Genomic DNA, 17,997 nt, shown 5'->3' on the forward strand with positions numbered 1-17,997 from the left:
CCCAGGCTCAGATCAACGAGGCGTGAGGACGTCGGTGCCGACGAACTTCGCAAGCTCGGGCGGCAGTTTCACCGAACCGTCGGGCTGCTGGTGGTTCTCGAGGATGGCCACCAGCCAGCGGGTGGTCGCGAGTGTGCCGTTGAGCGTCGCCGCGGTCTGCGGCTTCCCGTTCTCGTCGCGGTAGCGGATCGAGAGACGGCGGGCCTGGAACGTCGTGCAGTTCGACGTCGACGTGAGCTCGCGGTAGGCGTTCTGGGTGGGAACCCAAGCCTCGCAGTCGAACTTGCGCGACGCCGACGAACCGAGGTCGCCACCCGCGACGTCGATGACACGGTAGGGCACGTCGATCGCGGCCAGCATGTCCTTCTCCCAGCCCAGCAGACGCTGGTGCTCGGCCTCGGCGTCCTCGGGCCTGCAGTAGATGAAGCCCTCGACCTTGTCGAACTGGTGCACGCGGATGATGCCGCGGGTGTCCTTGCCGTAGCTGCCGGCCTCCCGGCGGAAGCAGGTCGACCAGCCGGCGTACCGCTTCGGGCCGTCGGACAGGTCCAGGATCTCGTCCATGTGGTAGCCGGCGAGCGGCACCTCCGAGGTGCCGACCAGGTACAGGTCGTCGTCCTTGTCGAGGTGGTAAACCTCGTCGGCGTGGGCGCCGAGGAAGCCGGTGCCCTCCATGACCTCCGGACGCACCAGGACGGGCGGGACCATCAGCGTGAAGCCGTTGGCGGCAGCCTTCTGCGCGGCCATGTTGAGCAGGCCGAGCTGCAGGAAGGCGCCCTGCCCGGTGAGGAAGTAGAACCGCGAACCCGACACCTTGGCGCCGCGCTCCATGTCGAGCAGACCGAGCGACTCGCCCAGTTCGAGATGATCCTTCGGGTTCTCGATCTCGCGGGGCTCTCCGACGTGCTCGAGGACGATGTAGTCGTCCTCGCCACCCGCGGGGGCCTCCGGCGCGACGATGTTGGAGATCGCGCGGTGGGCCTTCGCGGCGGCCTCATCGGCCTCGGACTGACGCGCGACGGCAGCCTTGACCTGCTCGGCGAGCTCCTTGCCCTTGGCGAGCAGCGCCTGCTTCTCGTCGCCCTGCGCCTTGCCGACCTGTTTTCCGAGAGCCTTCTGCTCGGAGCGCAACGTGTCGGCGTCGACGATGGCCGCACGACGGGCCGCATCGGCATCGAGCAGGGCATCCACCAGGCCGGGGTCCTCGCCGCGAGTGCGCTGCGAAGTACGGACCAGATCCGGGTCGTCACGAACAATCTTCAGGTCGATCACGCCTTCAAACCCTACTTGAGCGCGCGATGCGAACCCGATCACGCCACCGAAGTGAAACCCGGGCCCGCCCGCAGGTCAGCTCCAGAGCGCCCGGAGATCGTCGCGGCCGAACATCGCGGCGGCGTCGGCGGCCGACGGGGTGCCTCCGTGCGGATCGGCCCCGGCGTCGACGAGCAGCCGGACCACGTCGTCGAATCCCTTGAACACCGCGCCGGCCAGCGGGGTCTGTCCGCGGTCGTTGGCGAGGTCGGGATCGGCGCCGCGGGACAGCAGCACCGAGACCGCCGACGCGCGGCCGTGATAGGCGGCGAGCATCAGCAGCGAGTCGCCGGACTGGTTGCGCAGGTTCACCGGCACCCCGGCATCGACGTAGCCGCTCAGCGTGGCGGCGTCGCCGGAGCGGGCCATCTCGAACAGGCGCGTGGCCAGTTCGACCACCTCGGCGTCCGGTATCGCGTCCGGACCGGGCACGGGAGAGGAATCGGCGGGCATTCCCGCGAGTGTAGGCAGCTCTCGCCGCAGTGGCTGGTGCCCGCATCGACTGATGCGGGTGTGCCCAGCCGGATCGACCAGGCATGATGGATCCCGATGAACGAGCCCGACCCTGATCGCGACAAGCCCGACCACGACGCGCACGACGCCATCGACGACGATTTCACCGCCGTCGACCCGGTCGCACCGTACGACGAGCCGGTCAATGCCGTCGGCCGGCCCCCACGAAACGCCACGCGCAATCCCGTCTTCGTCGTCCTGGCCGCGATCGTCGTCGGCGCACTCGTCGCCGGCGGTATCGCCTTGGCGATGGGCGTCTTCGACGACGCCGGCAGCGTCGGCGGCAGCAAGGTCGGCGAGGGCGAACGACTCGTCCAGAACGCCTTCACCCAGTCCGTCGCCGGCGACTGCCTGGACTGGCCCGAGGGGAACCCCGGGCAGCCGACCGCAGTCGAATGCGCGCAGAAGCACCGCTTCGAGGTGGCCGGCGGCATCGACACCTCGCTCATCCCCGGCGTCGAGTTCGGTGAGGACGCGCTGTGGCCCGGGCCCGAGCGTTTCGCCGCCATCCGCGACGAGCAGTGTCCGGTGATCGTCGACCAGTACCTCGACGGTCGCCTCGATCCGCAGGGCCGCTTCTCGGTCGGCATGATGTACCCGTCGCAGGCCCAGTGGGACAAGGGCGCCCGGCAGCTGCGCTGCGGGGTCCAGGAAGACGGGGCCAACGGTCAGCCCGTGCAGTTCTCCGGCCGCGTCGCCGACCAGAACCAGTCGTATGTGTGGCCCGAGGGAACGTGCATCGGCATCGACCCCGAGAACCGCAACCCCACCGGATTTCCGGTCAACTGCGCCGAGCCGCACGCCTTCCAGACCACCGGCATCGTCGACCTCGCGGTCCGCTTCGGCGACCGGATGTCGAACAAGCCGTGGCCCGCGACCGGCGCCCAGAACAACTACCTCGGCTCGATCTGCCCGAAGCAGGCCGAACGATTCGCCGGCGGCGCGGCCGCTCTCGACAAGACGACACTGAACGTGCAGTGGTCGGTTCTCAGCGAGCCGAGCTGGCTCGCCGGCAGCCGAAAGGTGGTCTGCTACCTCGGGCTGCCCGACAAGCGCGGCGGATTCGCCACCCTCGTCGGCGACGCCAAGGACGGGGCACTGCTGATCAACGGCAAGGCGCCCGTCCCGCCGCCCGCTGCTCCGCCCGGTCGCGCTCTCCCGACGCCGGTGCCGCTCCCGCCGGGAATCGCACCGAACCCCGACCAGGCCCCCGCCCCGGCGGGCTGACCCCATGGCCGTCCCGATGTCCGACGACGAGTTCGACGGGCTGGTCTCCGACGCACTGGACACCATCCCGTCGGAACTCACCGGCGCGATGAACAACGTGGTCATCCTCGTCGAGCCGTACAACCCCGAGGAGCCCGACATCCTCGGGCTGTACCAGGGCGTGGCGCTGACCCTGCGCGACCACGACTACGGCGGATTCCTACCGGACACGATCACGATCTACCGGGACCCGATCCTGGCGATGTGCAATTCGCGCGACGAGGTGGTGCACGAGGTCGCGGTCACCGTCATGCACGAGATCGCCCACCACTTCGGGATCGACGACGCCTGGCTGCACGCCAACGGCTGGGGCTAGGAACCCCGCCGGGACCCCGGCTCAGGTGAGATGTTTCAGCGCGGGCGTATTGCGGAATACCGAGATTCCGATGTCCAGCCCACATCCAGGAGTTCCGCCATGTCCACCGACGCCATCGTCATCCTGAAGGACGACCACAAAGAGATCCGCAAACTCTTCCGCGACTTCAAGTCCCAGGGCCCGAACGCCACCAAGACCAAGGGCAAGATCGTCGACAAGATCATCGAGGCCCTCACCGTGCACACCTACATCGAGAACGAGTGCATGTACCCCGAGATCCGTAAGCGCGTACCCGATCTCGAGGACGACATCCTCGAGTCCTACGAGGAACACCACGTTGCCGACGTCCTCGTCGTCGAGCTCGCCGCGTTGAAGCCGGACTCCGAGCGGTTCGACGCCAAGACGACCGTGCTGATCGAGAACGTCGAGCACCACATCCAGGAAGAAGAGGACGAGTGGTTCCCGAAGGTGCGGGAGGCCCTCGGCCGCAAGGATCTCCAGGAGATCGGCGAAGAGATGCTCCGGCTCAAGGAGAAGGCACCGCGTCGCCCGTCGCAGCCGTCGGCGTTGAAGAAGACGGTCGACGCGATCATCAAGTGAACTAGCCCATGGGGTCGTCGACCAGCGGCTCGTCGACCCGATCGAACGGTGCGGTCTCGGCGCCCCAGCGGTGGCAGACCCAGATGCCGTCGGCGTACTCGAGTTCGATCGAGCCGGTGTTGCCGAGGTGCGTCGCCGCGGCGAAGCGGGAGTCGATGCCGGCCAGGCGCGCCGCGATGAGTCGGATCGCCGCACCGTGGCTGACCAGGAACACATCACGTGGTTCGGTTCCGGTCAGATACGAGCGTGCGAGGTCGTCGACGGTCGGGATGTAGCGGTCGTAGACCATCGCGAGCGACTCGCCGCCGGGGATGCGCACATCGAGGTCACCGGCGTGCCACTTCTCCATGACGTCGTGGAAGACGTGGTGGGCCTCGCGGTCGCTGCGGTCCTCGAGCTCGCCGGCCTGGACCTCGTGCACGCCGTCGACGGCCTCGGTGTGGACGTCCCACACCGAGCCGATCAGTTCGGCGGTCTGCCGGGCGCGCCGGGCCTCCGAGCTGAACAAGACCGCCTCGCGCTCGGGTCGGTTCTCCAGCCCGAACCGGGCGCCTTGTCGCGCACCGAAATCGGTGAGTGCCGCGCCGGGGAGGGCGGTGTCGAGCCGGCGCATGACGTTCGCGGTGGTCTCGCCGTGCCGGACGAGATGCAGGCGCGCCATCACACCTCTCCCTGTCGCAGCGAGTCGATCCAGGCCAGCGACTCGGCGTGGTCGGGAGGTGCCGATCCCGTGGTCCGTACCGCGGGCCATGAACCTACGTAGACGACTCGTTCACACCGGCGATGCAGTGCCGCAAGGGCTTCCGCGACCGCTGCGTCGTCGATGTGGCCGACGGCGTCGAGGAAGAACCGGTAGCGACCGGCGATGGCCCGCCCCTCCGCCTCGTCGCGCTGCGGCCGGGATTCGATGCGAGTGAGATCGATTCCCCGCGAGGCGAATTCGTTCATCGCGTGCATCAGGCTACCGGGCTCGTTGGACAGGTCGAGGATGACCGACGTGCGGTCCGTGCCGGTCCGTCGCGTCGGGACCGCGGGGCGTCCGAGGACGAGGAACCGCGTGGTGGCCTCCTTCGCGTCGCAGACACCGTCGGCGATCACGGTCAGATCCGACAACCCCGCCGCGAGACCGGTCGTCACCGCGGCGTCGGCCTTGCCGGACGCGACGTCGAGCGCCGCAGCAGCATTCGATCCGGACGTGACGAACTCCGCGTTCGGGAAGAGCTTGGCCACGGATTGACGGACCTGCGCAGCCGCCACCGGGTAGGCCGCGATGGTGCGGACGTCCTCCGGGGCGAGCGGGCCGGTCGCGGCGATCGCGAACGCGATGTCGAGGACGGTCTCGGCGAACACCTGCACGCGCCCGTCGGTACCGGACCGCGCCGGTGGTACGAGGGCGTCCATCGTCGCCGGCACCGACCCCTCGAGCGAACTCTCGATGGGCACACAGCCGTAGTCGGCCTCCCCGCTGCGGACCATCGCGATGGTGGCAGCCGGGCTCGAGGCGTCGACCTTGGTGACGTCACTCGAGAGGTCGAGACCCCCGAGTGCGGGGTCATGGGCGGCGAGGGCCGCGTCGAGTGCCATCTCGGTGAAGGTTCCGGGCGGGCCGAAGTAGGCGATCACAGGCACCACACGAGCCTAGTGGACGCCGGTGATCACTCCGTTCAGGCCGCAATCCCCGGGAGCCGACGGTCCGAGGACCCGTTGACGACCACGCCAACCGTATTTAGGTTAGGGTTACCTTTCAACAGCCGCCGAGCACCGCAGCCGCCCGCGCCGACCGGAGAGACAACATGACGCGTACGACGACCGACCGACCCACGGATGCCGAGATGATCCAGACGGCCTGCCGTCGAGTCGGCTCCGCCATCCTCGCCATCGAGGGCGCCGACACCACGCCGATCGGCGTCGTCCACCTCTTCGAATCCCAGGCCTTCGTCCTCGTACCCACCGACGGCGACGCCGTGGCTGCCGTCGACGGCGCCGAGGGCACACCCGCGATGCTCGAGGTCACCGACTGGGCGCCCATCGACCTGCGCGAACGGGTCCGGTCGGTGATCTGGCTCAACGGGACGCTCCACGAGGTGCCCCGTGACCTCGAGCGCGACCTGGCCATCGAGATCGCCGGCGAGCACCCCGACGACGGCCTGCTCGACATCGGCCACGGCGCGTCGATGCTCCGCCTCCAGGTCGACTCCGCGGTGCTGGCATCCAGTTCCGGTGCGACGTCGGTGTCGGCCGCCGAACTGGCCGACGCCACCCCCGACCCGTTCTGGGAGTGCGAGGCCGGCTGGCTCGAGCACCTCGACGCCGACCACGCCGACCTCGTCGGCCAGTTGGCCCGCAAGCTGCCCACGGACCTGCGCCAGGGCCGTGTACGCCCCCTCGGCCTCGACCGGTTCGGCATACGCTTCCGCATCGAGGGCGCCGACGGCGACTCCGACGTCCGGCTGCCCTTCCCCCGCCCGGTCTCGGACGTCTTCGAGCTGTCCCGGGCACTGCGCAACCTCGCCGGTTGCCCGTTCATGAACTCGATGCGCGACTGACCCGCATCGCCGGCTGCGAGGGGTTCTAGGCTGACCGGCATGCCTCTGCGCGAGTACCTGCGGCCGTCGCCCCACGGCATCCCGGTCGTCACCGACCGTGTCGAGCGTCGCGGTCTGATCGCCGAGCTCGTCATCGTCGGAATACTGACCTTTGCGTTCTCCGCGGCCTCGGCCGCGCTCGCACTCCTCGAAGCCCAACTCGCCGGCGGCATCGGCGGGACCACTGTCGCCCTCAACCCCAGCCGCTCCGACCTCGCCCTCATCGACGCCGCGCGCCAGATGATGAGCATCCTCAGGCTGTTCGCCATCGCCGCGCTCGGCGTGTACCTGCTGTGGCGGAGCGGGCTCGGACTGTCGCGCGTCGGCCTCGGCCGGTGGACCCCGCGACGCGACGTGCCCGCGGGACTCGTCCTCGCGGCCGTCATCGGCCTCCCCGGACTCGCACTGGTCGCGGTCGCCCGCGTCTTCGGACTCAACGCGAGCCTCGTCCCCAGCCAGGCGGACACCTGGTGGGAATGGCCGGTGCTGATCCTCATCGCGATCGGCAACGCGGCCGCCGAGGAGATCGTGGTGGTCGCCTACTTCATCACCCGGCTCCGCCAGCTCGGGGTCTCGGACGTCAAGTCGCTCGCCGCGAGTGCCGTGCTCCGCGGTGGCTACCACCTGTATCAAGGCTTCGGCGCCGGTCTCGGCAACGTGGTGATGGGCGTCGTCTACGGCCGGTTCTACCAGGTCACCGGCCGGGCCTGGCCGCTCGTCATCGCCCACGGCGTCATCGACGTCGTCGCCTTCATCGGCTACGCGCTGCTACGCGATCACCTCTCCTGGGTCGGCTGACACCCGGACCGGTCACCCGCGGTCCTCGGCGTGCTTGCCCGATCCGGTGGCACGGGCCAGCCCGAAGAGTGCCAGCCCGACGAGCATCAGGAGGCCGGCGCGCAGCCAGGTCTCCGCGTTCTGCTGGGTCAGCAGGACGATGCACGTCACGATCGCCAGCACCGGCACGATCGTCCACGCCCGGAAGTGGTCGGTGTCGGCGCGTTCGCGCCGCAGCACCAGGACCGCGACGTTGGTGCTGAGGAAGACGAACAGCAACAGCAGCACCACGGTCTCGGCCAGCGCCGCCACCGAGCCGGTCGCCGAGAGCACCATCGCGATGGCGGTCGTGGCGATGATCGACGCCCACGGCGTACGTCGACCGGGTAGGACCTTCGCCAGCGGGGTGGGCAGCAGACCATCGCGGGCCATTCCGAAGGTCAACCGTGAGGCCATGATCATCGTGAGCAGCGCGCCGTTGGCGACGGCGATGAGGGCGATCAGCGAGAACAGTTGGTCCGGGGCACCGACGTCGGCGATCGTGACCACCTCGAGCAGCGGACCCGACGAGCCGGCGAGCTCATCCGGCGACACCACGGTCGAGACCGCGAGGCCCACGAGTACGTAGACGACACCGGCGGTGATCAGCGAGCCGAACAGCGCCTTCGGGTAGACCCGACGCACGTCGCGGACCTCCTCGGCCACGTTGGCCGACGTCTCGAATCCCACAAACGAGTAGTAGGCGAGCAACGCGCCGCTCAGAACCGCGAGTGCGGGCGTCGTCGAACTGTCGAACTCGAACACACGATGCGGTTCGCCGTCTCCCCGACCGAGGACGATGCCCGCCAGGACGACGACCAGCACCAGACCCGACACCTCGATGACCGTCATCACGACGTTCGCCCGCACCGACTCGCTGATGCCACGTGCGTTCAGTGCCGCGATCGCGACCAGAAAGACGAGGGCGGTGACGGTGGTGGGCGCGTTCACGAACGTCTTGAAGTAGTCACCCGCGAACGCCAACGCCAGGCCGGCGGCGCTCGTGACACCAGCGGCCAGCATGCAGAACCCGACCAGGAACGAGACCAGCGACGACCGGTAGGCCTGCCGCGCGAAGACCGCGGCACCACCGGCCTGCGGATACTTGGTGACCAGCTCGGCATACGACCCCGCGGTCAACAGCGCCATGACGAGAGCCACCACGAGCGGTACCCAGATCGCACCGCCCACCTCGCCGGCGATCTCGCCCACGAGCGCATAGATCCCGGCGCCCAGCACGTCGCCGAGGATGAACAGGAACAGCATCTTGCCGGAGATCGCGCGCCGGAGCGGAGTGCGATCGTCACCGGTCTCGGTGTCTGGCCGGGCGGCCACGTCGTCGGTCATGGCGAGCCGGATACCCCGTCGCGGGCCGATCGAGTCCTGTGATCTGCGTCGAATCCGTGCCGGGCACCCGTGGATGCGTACATTGGTTGGGATGAACGAGCAGGACCCGCCGATCATTCGGCGCGGTCGTCCGGGGCCACAGGTACCGTCCGGGCGGCCGGCAGGAGGCATACCGCCACGCCAGGGGCCTCCTCCCGGTGGACCCCACCGACCCCATCCGCAGGGTCCCGCTCCCGCCGCACACCCCCAGGCGATGCCTCGAATCCCCGCGCAGGGTCCGCCGCCGCGTCGGGCGCCCGGCCCTGCCCCGGCAGCCGGCCCGATTCCGGGGAGGGGTGCCGCCCCGGGCCAGTACGCCCCCACCCAGAAACCCGAACCGATCCCGGCCGGTGAGCGTCGAGGTGACCGCGCCCGATCGTTGGCACGTCCGCCCGCTCCGCCGGTCGGCACCCCGCCCGCTGCGAAGCCGACACGCCCCCGGCGTCGTCGGCGGCGCACCCTGCGGGTCGGCAGGATCCTGCTGATCCTGCTGCTCGTGTTCGTACTCGGCAGCGCCGGACTGCTCTTCTACTACGACTCGCGACTCGACCGCATCGACGCGCTACCCGCCTACGCCGGACGGCCGTCGGACACCCCCGGAACCAACTGGCTCATCGTCGGCACCGACTCCCGCTCCGATCTGTCCGACGCACAGCGCACCAACCTGTCGACCGGTGACGCCGACGGCTCCCGCACCGACACGATCATGCTGGTCCACAATCCGCCGGGGAGCGGGAAGGCGACGGTCGTCAGCATCCCCCGCGATCTCTTCGTCGAGATCCCCGGCCACGGAAGCCTGAAAGTCAACGCGTCGTACAACATCGGCGGTCCGGCACTGCTGGTGCAGACCGTCGAGAACCTGACCGGCATCCACATCGACCACTACGCCGAGATCGGCTTCGGCGGTTTCGACACCCTCGTCGACGCCGTCGGCGGTGTCGACATGTGCATCGATCAACCGCTCAACGACCCCAAGGCCGGACTCAAACTGGCCAAGGGCTGCCACCACCTGAACGGCCGCCAGGCACTCGGTCTCGTCCGTACCCGAGCCTTCCCGCGCGCCGACCTCGAACGCGTCATCAACCAGCGGAAATTCCTCGCCGCCCTGGTCTCCCGCGCGACGAGCCCGGCCGTCCTGCTCAACCCGTTCCGGTTGTTCGGCTTCATCGGCGGCGCGATCGACTCCCTCACCGTCGACGAACGCGACCACATCTGGAACCTGGCCTCGCTGATGTTCGCCCTCCGGGACCCAGTGACAACCACCACACCCACGGGTGAGAGCGTCTACACCGATGACGGCCTGGCACTGCCGGTCACAGAGACGACCGAGCAGTTCTTCGGTCTCTTACGTGCAGGTCAGCCCATCCCCGACGAGCTGCTCGTCGACGCCGGGTGACCGGGGTGGCCAGGTTGCCCAAAGACAGGTCAGACTTGCCTTACTTAGCCTGAACTTGCTGGTAGAAGGCGCTTTTCGGCACCTACGATGAGCGAATGACCGAATTCACGAAGTTCCACCAGCTGCTGCACGACCAGATCGGCAACGAGTTCTACGCCTCGCAGCAGTACATCGCGGTCGCCACCTACTTCGACAACCACGACATGCCGCAGTTGGCCAAGCTCTTCTACCGGCAGGCCGTCGAAGAGCGCAATCACGCGATGATCATCGTGCAGTACTTCCTCGACCGCGACATGGAGGTCGAGATCCCCGGGGTCTCCGCCCCGAACAACAAGTTCGAGGACTACAAGGCGCCCATCGAGTTGGCGCTCGAGCAGGAGAAGACGGTCACCCAGCAGATCGTCGACCTGGCCAAGTCGGCCCGTGACACCGGCGACTACCTCGGTGAGCAGTTCGTGCAGTGGTTCCTCAAGGAGCAGGTCGAGGAGGTCGCCACCATGACGACGCTGCAGACCATCGCCGACCGCTGCAAGGGCAACCTGTTCGACCTCGAGAACTTCGTCGAACGCGAGTTCAACGGCCCCGAGACCGACGACCCGACCGCACCTCCCGTCGCCGGCGGCAACATCTAGCCTCCGACCAGCAGACGATCTCGGCGGCGCGACTTCACCGAAGTCGCGCCGCCGAAACGGTTTTCGAGGGTTTCCTCGTCTAACGCAGAGTGACCTGGCGGCCGCGGATGCGTCGCGCGAACTGCGCTCGGCGATGGTCAGCTCCGAGGAGTCGGCAAGCGCCTCGCCCAGCCACTGGTCGAGCTGATTGAGACCCGCCTGCCACTCCTCGTGGTGCATCTCGCTGTCGAGGTCGAACACCGGGACCAGCAGCCCGTGGGTGCGGAACGACCCCGCGAAGCGCGAGCCCTCACCCATCGTCAGACGCCCGGCCGCATGCAGGCGGGCCATCGCGGCCATGAGGTCGTCCTCGGGCTCGGGACGAATCCACCGCAGATGTGCCCGCTCGCCGGCATCGACCCACCACGGGGCGCCGGAACCGCTGTCGACGACGAGGCGCGCGGTCGGCAGCACGGAATCGTTGGCGCGCTCGAACATCGGGGCGATCTCGGCAGGAACCTCGGTGCCCTCCGGGAACCACCACGAGAAGTCCTGGTGCACGGTGATGTCCAGGACCGCGTCGGCCTTCAGCACCTCGTCGAGCGAGGGGGATTCGTCGGCGGCTTCCAGATCGAACTCGCTACCGGCGTCTGCGTGGGCTGCCCAGGCGATCGCGGCCGCCAGTTCGACGGGGAGCGCCATTCGGTCGGGCTCTGTCTGCAACCCGACCAAACCCTCTGTCGCGCCACCGGATTCACGTGCGAGTGCAGGCCCGGCACCCGGCAGGATCGTCACGATGGAGACGTCGTTGCGCGTGTCGGCAGGCTCCGTCAGCTCGAGACGTGCGGTCGCCGATGCGACGAAGGTCCGCAGTGCGACGAAGTCGCACTCGGAGGCCAGCCCCGCGAAGGGGCGCGGCGGCGGTGCCATCGACGCCGCCTGCCGAGCCTTACGAGCGGCGACCCGCTCGGCGCGATTGCTTCCCGGGCGGGGTCCACTGCCCCGCTTGCTCTTCTTGCCCATCGGTCCACTCTCTCACGAGCCGCTCACCGCGCCGAGAAGCCCGGGCAGGAGAAGGCCGCTCAGTCGACGGTGACCAGCCAGTCGCGGACCCTGGCCGGGTGGTTGGTGGCCAGCCAGCGCACTCCGAGGTCGGCGCAGAGCTGGACGTCCACCAGTTCGTCGACGGTCCAGCAGTATGTCACGCGTCCGGCCGCGGCGGCGCGGTCGACGAGATCCGGGTACTGCCGCAGGGTCATCACCGAGGGACCGATCCCCGTGGCCCCGACGGCGGTCGCCGCACTGCCACCGAGTACTCGGGCGGTGTCGCCCAGCAAAATGGTCGGGAGCATCGGGGCATGGCGACGGATGCGCCAGACGCCGGCGGAGGAGAACGAGATGACCACGGCGCGACTGTGATCGGCCGACGGCGGGGTGGCCACGCCGAACTCGTGGAGGATCTCGAGGAGCTTCTGCTCGACGAGACTGCCGAACCGAACGGGATGTTTGGTCTCGATGAACAACCGGACCGGGCGGCGCCAGTCCAGGGTGAGCGTGAGCAGCTCCCGAAGCGTCAGGATCGACGCGGGGTCGCCCGCGGAATGCCAACTCCCGAAATCGAGTTCGCGGAGCTGGGCCAGCGTCATCTCGCTGACGATGCCGGAACCGTCCGACGTGCGGTCGACGGTCCGGTCGTGCACACAGACGAGCTCGTGATCGGCGGTGAGCCGAACATCGCACTCGAGTCCGTCCGCGCCCTGCGCGAGTGCGAGCTCGTATGCGGCCAGGGTGTGTTCCGGACGGTCCCCGGAGGCGCCGCGGTGCGCGACCACCGCGGGCTTACCCGAACGCGACACCTTCTCGGCCGCACCCACGTTCACACCTGAGTTCATCCGACCGCCACCCACCTTCTCTTCGGGACCGGGACCGCCGTGGCGGCGTCGAACAGCACCGGCACACGGCGCGCCGTCCAGAAGGCGAAGGCGGCCGACACGGCCGCGCTGATGATCACCATGGCGAGCGCGTTGGCCCCGGTCTGCACCGAGTCCGAACCCAACGCGACGACTCGGGCGACCAGCGCCAGTACGGCGGTGACGGTGACGACCACCCACGCGACCCACAGCCGGCGGACCCGGCGGCCGACACGTTCGGCGTCGAGGGACGGATCGTGGGCCACGCGCAGGGCCACGACCTCGCCCAGCACGAGCGGCGCACCGACCAGGTTCACCAGTGGGACCCCCACCAGGACCCCGACCCACAGCGGACGCCTCGGGTCGAGGAGTCGGGCTTCCTCATAGGCACCGGCCCGCAGGTCCATCACCCAGCGGATGAACGCGAGGGTCGCCCACACATAGGCCAGGAGAGCAGCGACCCCCACGAACACGATCATCCAGTCGGAGACCACGATCAACGGGTTCGGGAGCGGCTGCGTGCGGTTGACGGCCAACAGGATATAGCGCAACAGGTGGATGACCGCCGACGCCGCGAGTGCCGTCCCGGCCACGACGAGCGCGAACAGCAGGCGTGCCCGCGAGGCGTCGATCCGATCGTGCGTCGCGTCAGCGGTCACCGGCTCGTCGCGCAGACCCCAGGTCGGGATGTAGACGTAGCGGGGGATGAGACGCGGACCGCGCGGGCCCGACGGTCCGCGGCGGCTGGGGATGGCCTCGGGAGGACGCCGCGCGACCCACCGCACGTTACGGCCCCGGTACAGCCGGCCGGTCGGCGCCGTACGGGGCGGCGCGTGGGTCGCCGGGCGCGCGGGTGCCGCCATCGCACGAGAGACGTCGTCGACGACGCTCAGCGGGCCACCACAGCGAGGACAGTGCTCGCGCCCGGGACGGTGCGGCGCCTGGATGCGGCACCGCGGACAGAGGTCGATCATCAGTGGGCGTCGCCCCCGCCGTCCCTGACGCCGAACTCGACGGGCTTGCCGTGCTCCTGCCAGGCGAGCATCCCGCCGCGCACACAGATGCCGTCGTATCCCACCTGCGCGAGGTATTGCAGCACCCGCATCGAGCGACCGCTCGAATGACACACCACATAGAGGTCGGCGTCGGGGTCGAGTTCGCCGAACCGACCCGGTATCTCGGCCATCGGGATGTGGAGAGCGCCGCGGATGTGTCCGTTCGCCCATTCGTCGTCCTCACGGACGTCGAGCATCACCGCGTCGGCCGTCTGCGTGAAGTCGTCCGGCAAATCGGTCACCGGCACCTGCGTGATGTCGCCCATGGTCACGATTTCCATGGTGGCACAGTCCAGGCGCAGCGCGTGTCACGTCATCTCCCGAGCCAGTTCTCAGCAGTGCGGTGAAGATCACCTTCGATGTCGTACAGACGCCCGAAGCGGCCTATGCTGACCATCATAGTTTTATCCACATGCCTCGAATGGACAGCTGTCCATAATCCGCACCTCACCGTCAACCTGGGGATGAGGCTGTGGAAACTGTGGAAAAACCCTGGCCAAAGGCCCTCCCTATGTGACTGGCATCACTCGTTTGGGCCAATGTGCGCGTAGGAAATTCACGAAACTGCAGGCGTCGACCGGTGGTGCATTTTCTTACAGTGCACACACCTGTGGATAACGTGGGGACAAACCCTTGGGGAAACCCCCCGAACCGGGTCTGGTATTACCCCTCAGTCACGGTGTAAAAACCCCGTCCGCACCGCGGGCGCGCGGTCGATCGCAGCCATCACGCCCGTCGTGACGCTCTCGGCCAGCCCGGAGACGGACATCTGGTTGCCCACCAGACGCGCCAGCAGCGGCTTGGGTGCCTCGATGACGGTGATCTCCGCATCGGGGTACCGCTCGGCCACCACCGAACGCATGACGCCGATGCCGTCGACGAGACCGAGTTCGGCGGCCCGGTGCCCGACCCAGACGTCTCCGTTGAAGAGTTCCTCGTCGGACGCCGTCAGCTTCTTGCCCCGACGCTGCCGCACCCATGCGATGAACGCCTCGTGCAGCTGCCCCTGGAGGCCCTTCAGCCATTCGACGTCCTCGGCCACCTCCGGCGAGAAGGTGTCGAGCCGGGCCTTGTTCTCCCCCGTCGCGTAGAGACGACGCTGCACGCCGAACCGGTCGAGAAGTGCCGAGAAGCCGAATCCCGAGGACACCACTCCGATGGAGCCGACGATCGACGTGTGAGCGGCGTAGATCTCGTCCGCCGCGCAGGCGACCCAGTAGCCGCCGGACGCCGCGACGTCCTCGCAGAAGGCCAGGACCGGCACGCCCTTCTCCGCGGACAGCTGACGGATGCGCTCGGCGATGTACTCCGACTGCGCCGGCGAACCGCCGGGCGAATTGATCACGACGACGACGGCCTTGAGCCGTTCGGTGGCGAACGCCGGCTTGAGTACCGGCTCGACCGTGTCGGTGGTCAGCCCGTGTTTGCCCATCCCGGCCGCGCCGATCGGACCGTCGAGTCGAACCACCGCGACGTGCTCGGCACGCGACTTCGCGAACTTCTTGCCCACCGCCGCCAGCGGTCCTGCAGTCATCTGCCCGAGTCTAGTGGCGGTTCACCGGTTCCGGTTTCGGGCTGGGCTGCCCACGCATTCTGCAGCGCACCGGGTGCACTCGCGCCGTAGACTCTCCCGCGTGCAGGTCAGGTGGCTCAGCGCATTCCTCGATTTCCCCGCCGACGAGTTCGGCAGCGAGGTGACCTTCTGGCGTGCGATCGCGGGCAGCACCGTGTCGCCGCCGCGCGGCGAACACCGCGAGTTCGCCTCCCTCGAACCGTTCAACGGCGACCCTCACCTCCGAGTGCAACGGGTCGACGACGGTCCGGGCGGGGTCCACCTCGACATCCACACCGACGACCCTCTGGCCGCGGCCGACGAAGCGGTGGGACTCGGGGCGACGCTGAACCACGACGCCGGCACCCACGTCGTCCTCCGTTCGCCCGCCGGTTTCGTGTTCTGCCTGGTGCCGTGGGCGGGAGAGTCAAAACGGTCCCGGCCGATCCGGTGGCCAGGTGACGCCATCAGCATCATCGACCAGTTGTGCATCGACATACCCGCAGCCGACTTCGACGCCGAGGTCGAGTTCTGGACGGCGCTGACCGGCTGGCCGCCCAAGCCACCCGAATCCCGACCCGAACTCGTGGCACTGCGCCGCGACCCCGCGATCACCACCGGAATCCTGTTGCAGCGCAGGCAATCCGATCCGGACACGCCTGGACCCGAAGGCTCGTCGACGGCAACCGGGCACCTCGACCTCGCGACCAACTCGGTCCCCGACGAGGTGGCACGCCACGAGGGATGGGGCGCTCGCGCGATCGAGCACCACCCGCACTGGACGACGATGGTCGACCCGATGGGACGCCCGTACTGCATCACCTCGCGCAATCCGCGGACGGGCGACTGAGCTCAGGGAGCAGAGAGGAACGCGCGCAGTCTCTCGACCTCGGCGTCGATCTCCCGTTCCTCGGTTTTCGTGACCTCCCGCAGCATCTCGATCCGTATCCCGCCGTCGCCGTCGAGATGCCATGTGCCGACGAGGAATCCGTCGGCGAAGACGAACCCCGGCGAGCGGCCGTTGGGTGTCACGGTCCGCCGGAACAACTCCGGGTCGGCGACGCGGACACGGTCGGCCGAGACGCCGATGACATGGTCGAACGGCGCCACGAGTCGGGCCGGGGCGGGAGTGTCAGGATCGGCGAAGCCGAGTCCGTCGAGATCGTAGAGGGTCTCGCCGTGCGGACCGGTCAGCCGGACGAGTTCCCAGTCGGCCTCCATCTTCTCCACGAGTGACCTCAGGCCGGTCATGCCCGCCCACGTCTGGATGGCCTTGACGGTGGCGGGCCCGAAACCGCGGAGGTACAGGCGGATCAGGTCCGCCCGCGCGTCCTCGCCCTCGACCGCCGGTGCACCCGGACCGGCCCATTCGTCGAACAACCGGTAGGTGGGCGCCCCGCGGCCCCGCCAGAGTCCGCGCGGCGGTACCTGCACGAGTGGGAGTCCACAACGGGCGATCCCGGTGAGGGTGGACGGGTTCTCCGCCGGATGCCGATGCGCCAGTTGCGTTCCCAGGTCCGTGCCGGAGAGTTCACGGCCGGTCAGGAGTTCGGCGGCATCGGCGATCACCCGCGACGGATCGGCCTCCACCAGCCTCGGGACGTGCGCCTCGGCGATCTCGCGCCGGAGGATCGGCTCGGCGAGCGGCCGTATCCACCGGGCATCCTCGGCGTCGATGAGGAACACCGTGGAGCGCAGCAACGCGATCCGCACGACCTCGCGCTCGGTGAGCAACTCGTCGAGTTCGGCCGGATCGAATCCCTCGACGCGGGACCACAATCCGAAGAACGCGGCACGCGGGTCCTGGGATTGCATGCCGACGCATCGGTCCAGCACCTCGATCGCGTCCTCGTCGACGCGTTCCAGCAGGTGCTGGCGGGACAGCAGGGTGCGGTTCCACTGCCGCAGTGTGATCGGCTCGGACACCTCAGGCGGGGTAGCCGATTCCGGTCGCCGCGTGGCAGCGATAACCGTGCGGGTTCTTCGCCAGGTACTGCTGGTGGTGATCCTCCGCGTAATAGAAGTGTCCGTCGCCCGCGGCGGCGAGAGGCTTGATCTCGGTGGCGATGGGGCCGAGACCGGCGGCATCGAGCGCGGTCTGGAACTTCGCCGCCGACTCCACGACGATCGCGGCGTCGTCGTCGGAGAGGGTGTAGACCGCCGACCGGTACTGGGTCCCGATGTCGTTACCCTGACGCATCTCCTGGGTCGGATCGTGCGACTCCCAGAAGATCTTGAGGATTCCCTCGAGGTCGATGACCGTCGGGTCGAAGACGACGAGCGTCGACTCGGTGTGGCCGGTGCGCGCGGTGCAGGTCTCCTCGTAGGTCGGGTTGGGCGTGTGACCACCCGCGTAACCGACCGCGGTCGTGTGCACGCCCGGGACCTGCCAGAAGATCTCCTCGATCCCCCAGAAGCAGCCACCCGCCAGGATCACCGCGGACAGACCGTCGTCGAAGGAGCCGATACCGCCGTTGCCGAAGGAGCCGTCGGCCTCCGGCCGCCCACGCATGGGGGTCTCCAGGACCAGATGGACTCCGGGGACCGTGATCTCGGTGTCGCGTCCGGGTAGTGCGGAGTCGGCCGCGATGAGTTCCTGCTTGTGCGAACTGGCGGCGAAGAGCTGGTCTAGCCAAGACATGCGCCAAGTCTACGCGCGCCGCCGGCCGTGTCCTGCTTC

19 protein-coding genes and 1 pseudogene are annotated in these 17,997 nt (G+C 68.7%); 8 read left to right on the plus strand and 12 right to left on the minus strand.

The genetic code is table 11. From position 1 onward, the window contains the following. Positions 1–12: 12 nt before the first annotated feature. Both serS and BJF87_RS03495 read right to left on the minus strand, forming a co-directional pair. Entirely contained in the window at positions 13–1,272 is a 1,260-nt protein-coding gene (gene serS, locus BJF87_RS03490; RefSeq protein WP_006358834.1) for a serine--tRNA ligase, read from the minus strand. 75 nt (positions 1,273–1,347) lie between these two features. Continuing rightward, on the minus strand, positions 1,348–1,764 hold the full coding sequence (locus BJF87_RS03495) for an ankyrin repeat domain-containing protein (protein WP_006358835.1): 417 nt from the start codon (positions 1,762–1,764) through the stop codon (positions 1,348–1,350). Positions 1,765–1,860: 96 nt separating this feature from the next. On the opposite strand from BJF87_RS03495, the gene BJF87_RS03500 reads away from it, so the two are divergent. The 3 genes from BJF87_RS03500 (at position 1,861) to BJF87_RS03510 (ending at position 4,006) form a co-directional block, all read left to right on the plus strand. Then, a complete protein-coding gene (locus tag BJF87_RS03500) occupies positions 1,861–3,051 on the plus strand; it encodes a septum formation family protein (protein ID WP_006358836.1) in 1,191 nt (396 codons plus the stop codon). A gap of 4 nt (positions 3,052–3,055) precedes the next feature. After that, positions 3,056–3,406, plus strand: coding sequence for a metallopeptidase family protein (locus tag BJF87_RS03505; RefSeq protein WP_005199266.1), 351 nt, complete (start codon positions 3,056–3,058; stop codon positions 3,404–3,406). Between the two features lie 99 nt (positions 3,407–3,505). Then, positions 3,506–4,006 (plus strand): hemerythrin domain-containing protein, encoded by a 501-nt coding sequence (locus BJF87_RS03510; protein WP_006358837.1) that lies wholly within the window; start codon positions 3,506–3,508, stop codon positions 4,004–4,006. Position 4,007: 1 nt separating this feature from the next. On the opposite strand, the gene BJF87_RS03515 is transcribed toward BJF87_RS03510, so the two are convergent. Continuing rightward, positions 4,008–4,667, minus strand: a complete 660-nt coding sequence (locus tag BJF87_RS03515) for a histidine phosphatase family protein (protein ID WP_006358838.1) — start codon at positions 4,665–4,667, stop codon at positions 4,008–4,010. After that, positions 4,667–5,638, minus strand: a complete 972-nt coding sequence (gene pheA / locus BJF87_RS03520; protein WP_040004122.1) for a prephenate dehydratase — start codon at positions 5,636–5,638, stop codon at positions 4,667–4,669. Before pheA ends, BJF87_RS03515 begins: the two co-directional genes overlap by 1 nt. Positions 5,639–5,799: 161 nt before the next feature. Between pheA and BJF87_RS03525 the strand changes: the two genes are divergently transcribed. Continuing rightward, a complete protein-coding gene (locus tag BJF87_RS03525) occupies positions 5,800–6,552 on the plus strand; it encodes a DUF2470 domain-containing protein (protein ID WP_035754214.1) in 753 nt (250 codons plus the stop codon). 39 nt (positions 6,553–6,591) lie between these two features. After that, positions 6,592–7,389: a CPBP family intramembrane glutamic endopeptidase gene (locus BJF87_RS03530; RefSeq protein ID WP_006358841.1), complete on the plus strand. Its 798-nt coding sequence runs from the start codon at positions 6,592–6,594 to the stop codon at positions 7,387–7,389. A 12-nt stretch (positions 7,390–7,401) separates the two neighbouring features. On the opposite strand, the gene BJF87_RS03535 is transcribed toward BJF87_RS03530, so the two are convergent. Next, complete coding sequence (locus BJF87_RS03535; RefSeq protein WP_006358842.1) at positions 7,402–8,754, minus strand: APC family permease; 1,353 nt, start codon at positions 8,752–8,754, stop codon at positions 7,402–7,404. Between the two features lie 535 nt (positions 8,755–9,289). On the opposite strand from BJF87_RS03535, the gene BJF87_RS03540 reads away from it, so the two are divergent. Together BJF87_RS03540 and BJF87_RS03545 are read left to right on the plus strand one after the other, a co-directional pair. After that, on the plus strand, positions 9,290–10,189 hold the full coding sequence (locus BJF87_RS03540) for an LCP family protein (protein ID WP_035754449.1): 900 nt from the start codon (positions 9,290–9,292) through the stop codon (positions 10,187–10,189). Positions 10,190–10,284: 95 nt separating this feature from the next. Next, positions 10,285–10,821, plus strand: coding sequence for a ferritin (locus BJF87_RS03545; RefSeq protein ID WP_006358844.1), 537 nt, complete (start codon positions 10,285–10,287; stop codon positions 10,819–10,821). A 79-nt stretch (positions 10,822–10,900) separates the two neighbouring features. Here the strand turns inward: BJF87_RS03545 and BJF87_RS26390 are convergent. The 5 genes and pseudogenes from BJF87_RS26390 to BJF87_RS03570 form a co-directional block, all read right to left on the minus strand. Then, positions 10,901–11,823 (minus strand): annotated as a pseudogene (locus BJF87_RS26390) (DUF5926 family protein). Positions 11,824–11,882: 59 nt separating this feature from the next. Then, complete coding sequence (locus BJF87_RS03555) at positions 11,883–12,692, minus strand: glycerophosphodiester phosphodiesterase (protein WP_006358846.1); 810 nt, start codon at positions 12,690–12,692, stop codon at positions 11,883–11,885. Then, positions 12,689–13,573: a DUF4328 domain-containing protein gene (locus BJF87_RS03560; protein WP_006358847.1), complete on the minus strand. Its 885-nt coding sequence runs from the start codon at positions 13,571–13,573 to the stop codon at positions 12,689–12,691. The genes BJF87_RS03555 and BJF87_RS03560 overlap by 4 nt, the downstream gene beginning before the upstream one ends. Before the next feature lie 110 nt (positions 13,574–13,683). Next, positions 13,684–14,046, minus strand: coding sequence for a rhodanese-like domain-containing protein (locus BJF87_RS03565; RefSeq protein WP_006358848.1), 363 nt, complete (start codon positions 14,044–14,046; stop codon positions 13,684–13,686). A 389-nt stretch (positions 14,047–14,435) separates the two neighbouring features. Next, a complete protein-coding gene (locus BJF87_RS03570) occupies positions 14,436–15,299 on the minus strand; it encodes a S49 family peptidase (protein ID WP_075862649.1) in 864 nt (287 codons plus the stop codon). 100 nt (positions 15,300–15,399) lie between these two features. Here BJF87_RS03570 and BJF87_RS03575 point away from each other — a divergent pair, with 100 nt between their 5' ends. After that, on the plus strand, positions 15,400–16,167 hold the full coding sequence (locus BJF87_RS03575; protein WP_035754207.1) for a VOC family protein: 768 nt from the start codon (positions 15,400–15,402) through the stop codon (positions 16,165–16,167). A gap of 2 nt (positions 16,168–16,169) precedes the next feature. Here BJF87_RS03575 and BJF87_RS03580 read toward each other — a convergent pair whose 3' ends face one another. Continuing rightward, the gene (locus BJF87_RS03580) at positions 16,170–17,243 is read right to left on the minus strand and encodes a winged helix DNA-binding domain-containing protein (protein ID WP_006358851.1); all 1,074 of its coding nucleotides are present in this window, start codon (positions 17,241–17,243) and stop codon (positions 16,170–16,172) included. Between the two features lies 1 nt (position 17,244). Continuing rightward, a complete protein-coding gene (gene msrA / locus BJF87_RS03585; RefSeq protein WP_006358852.1) occupies positions 17,245–17,958 on the minus strand; it encodes a peptide-methionine (S)-S-oxide reductase MsrA in 714 nt (237 codons plus the stop codon). Positions 17,959–17,997: the final 39 nt, after the last annotated feature.

This window comes from Gordonia sp. CNJ-863, from assembly GCF_001942325.1.
Lineage (GTDB): Bacteria > Actinomycetota > Actinomycetes > Mycobacteriales > Mycobacteriaceae > Gordonia > Gordonia alkanivorans.

Coding starts and splice junctions, on each gene's coding strand:
- BJF87_RS03495 (WP_006358835.1), bottom strand. CDS start 1,764: ATGCCCGCCGATTCCTCTCCCGTGCCCGGTCCGGACGCGATACCGGAC.
- BJF87_RS03500 (WP_006358836.1), top strand. CDS start 1,861: ATGAACGAGCCCGACCCTGATCGCGACAAGCCCGACCACGACGCGCAC.
- BJF87_RS03505 (WP_005199266.1), top strand. CDS start 3,056: ATGGCCGTCCCGATGTCCGACGACGAGTTCGACGGGCTGGTCTCCGAC.
- BJF87_RS03510 (WP_006358837.1), top strand. CDS start 3,506: ATGTCCACCGACGCCATCGTCATCCTGAAGGACGACCACAAAGAGATC.
- BJF87_RS03515 (WP_006358838.1), bottom strand. CDS start 4,667: ATGGCGCGCCTGCATCTCGTCCGGCACGGCGAGACCACCGCGAACGTC.
- BJF87_RS03525 (WP_035754214.1), top strand. CDS start 5,800: ATGACGCGTACGACGACCGACCGACCCACGGATGCCGAGATGATCCAG.
- BJF87_RS03530 (WP_006358841.1), top strand. CDS start 6,592: ATGCCTCTGCGCGAGTACCTGCGGCCGTCGCCCCACGGCATCCCGGTC.
- BJF87_RS03535 (WP_006358842.1), bottom strand. CDS start 8,754: ATGACCGACGACGTGGCCGCCCGGCCAGACACCGAGACCGGTGACGAT.
- BJF87_RS03545 (WP_006358844.1), top strand. CDS start 10,285: ATGACCGAATTCACGAAGTTCCACCAGCTGCTGCACGACCAGATCGGC.
- BJF87_RS03555 (WP_006358846.1), bottom strand. CDS start 12,692: ATGAACTCAGGTGTGAACGTGGGTGCGGCCGAGAAGGTGTCGCGTTCG.
- BJF87_RS03560 (WP_006358847.1), bottom strand. CDS start 13,573: ATGGCGGCACCCGCGCGCCCGGCGACCCACGCGCCGCCCCGTACGGCG.
- BJF87_RS03565 (WP_006358848.1), bottom strand. CDS start 14,046: ATGGAAATCGTGACCATGGGCGACATCACGCAGGTGCCGGTGACCGAT.
- BJF87_RS03570 (WP_075862649.1), bottom strand. CDS start 15,299: ATGACTGCAGGACCGCTGGCGGCGGTGGGCAAGAAGTTCGCGAAGTCG.
- msrA (WP_006358852.1), bottom strand. CDS start 17,958: ATGTCTTGGCTAGACCAGCTCTTCGCCGCCAGTTCGCACAAGCAGGAA.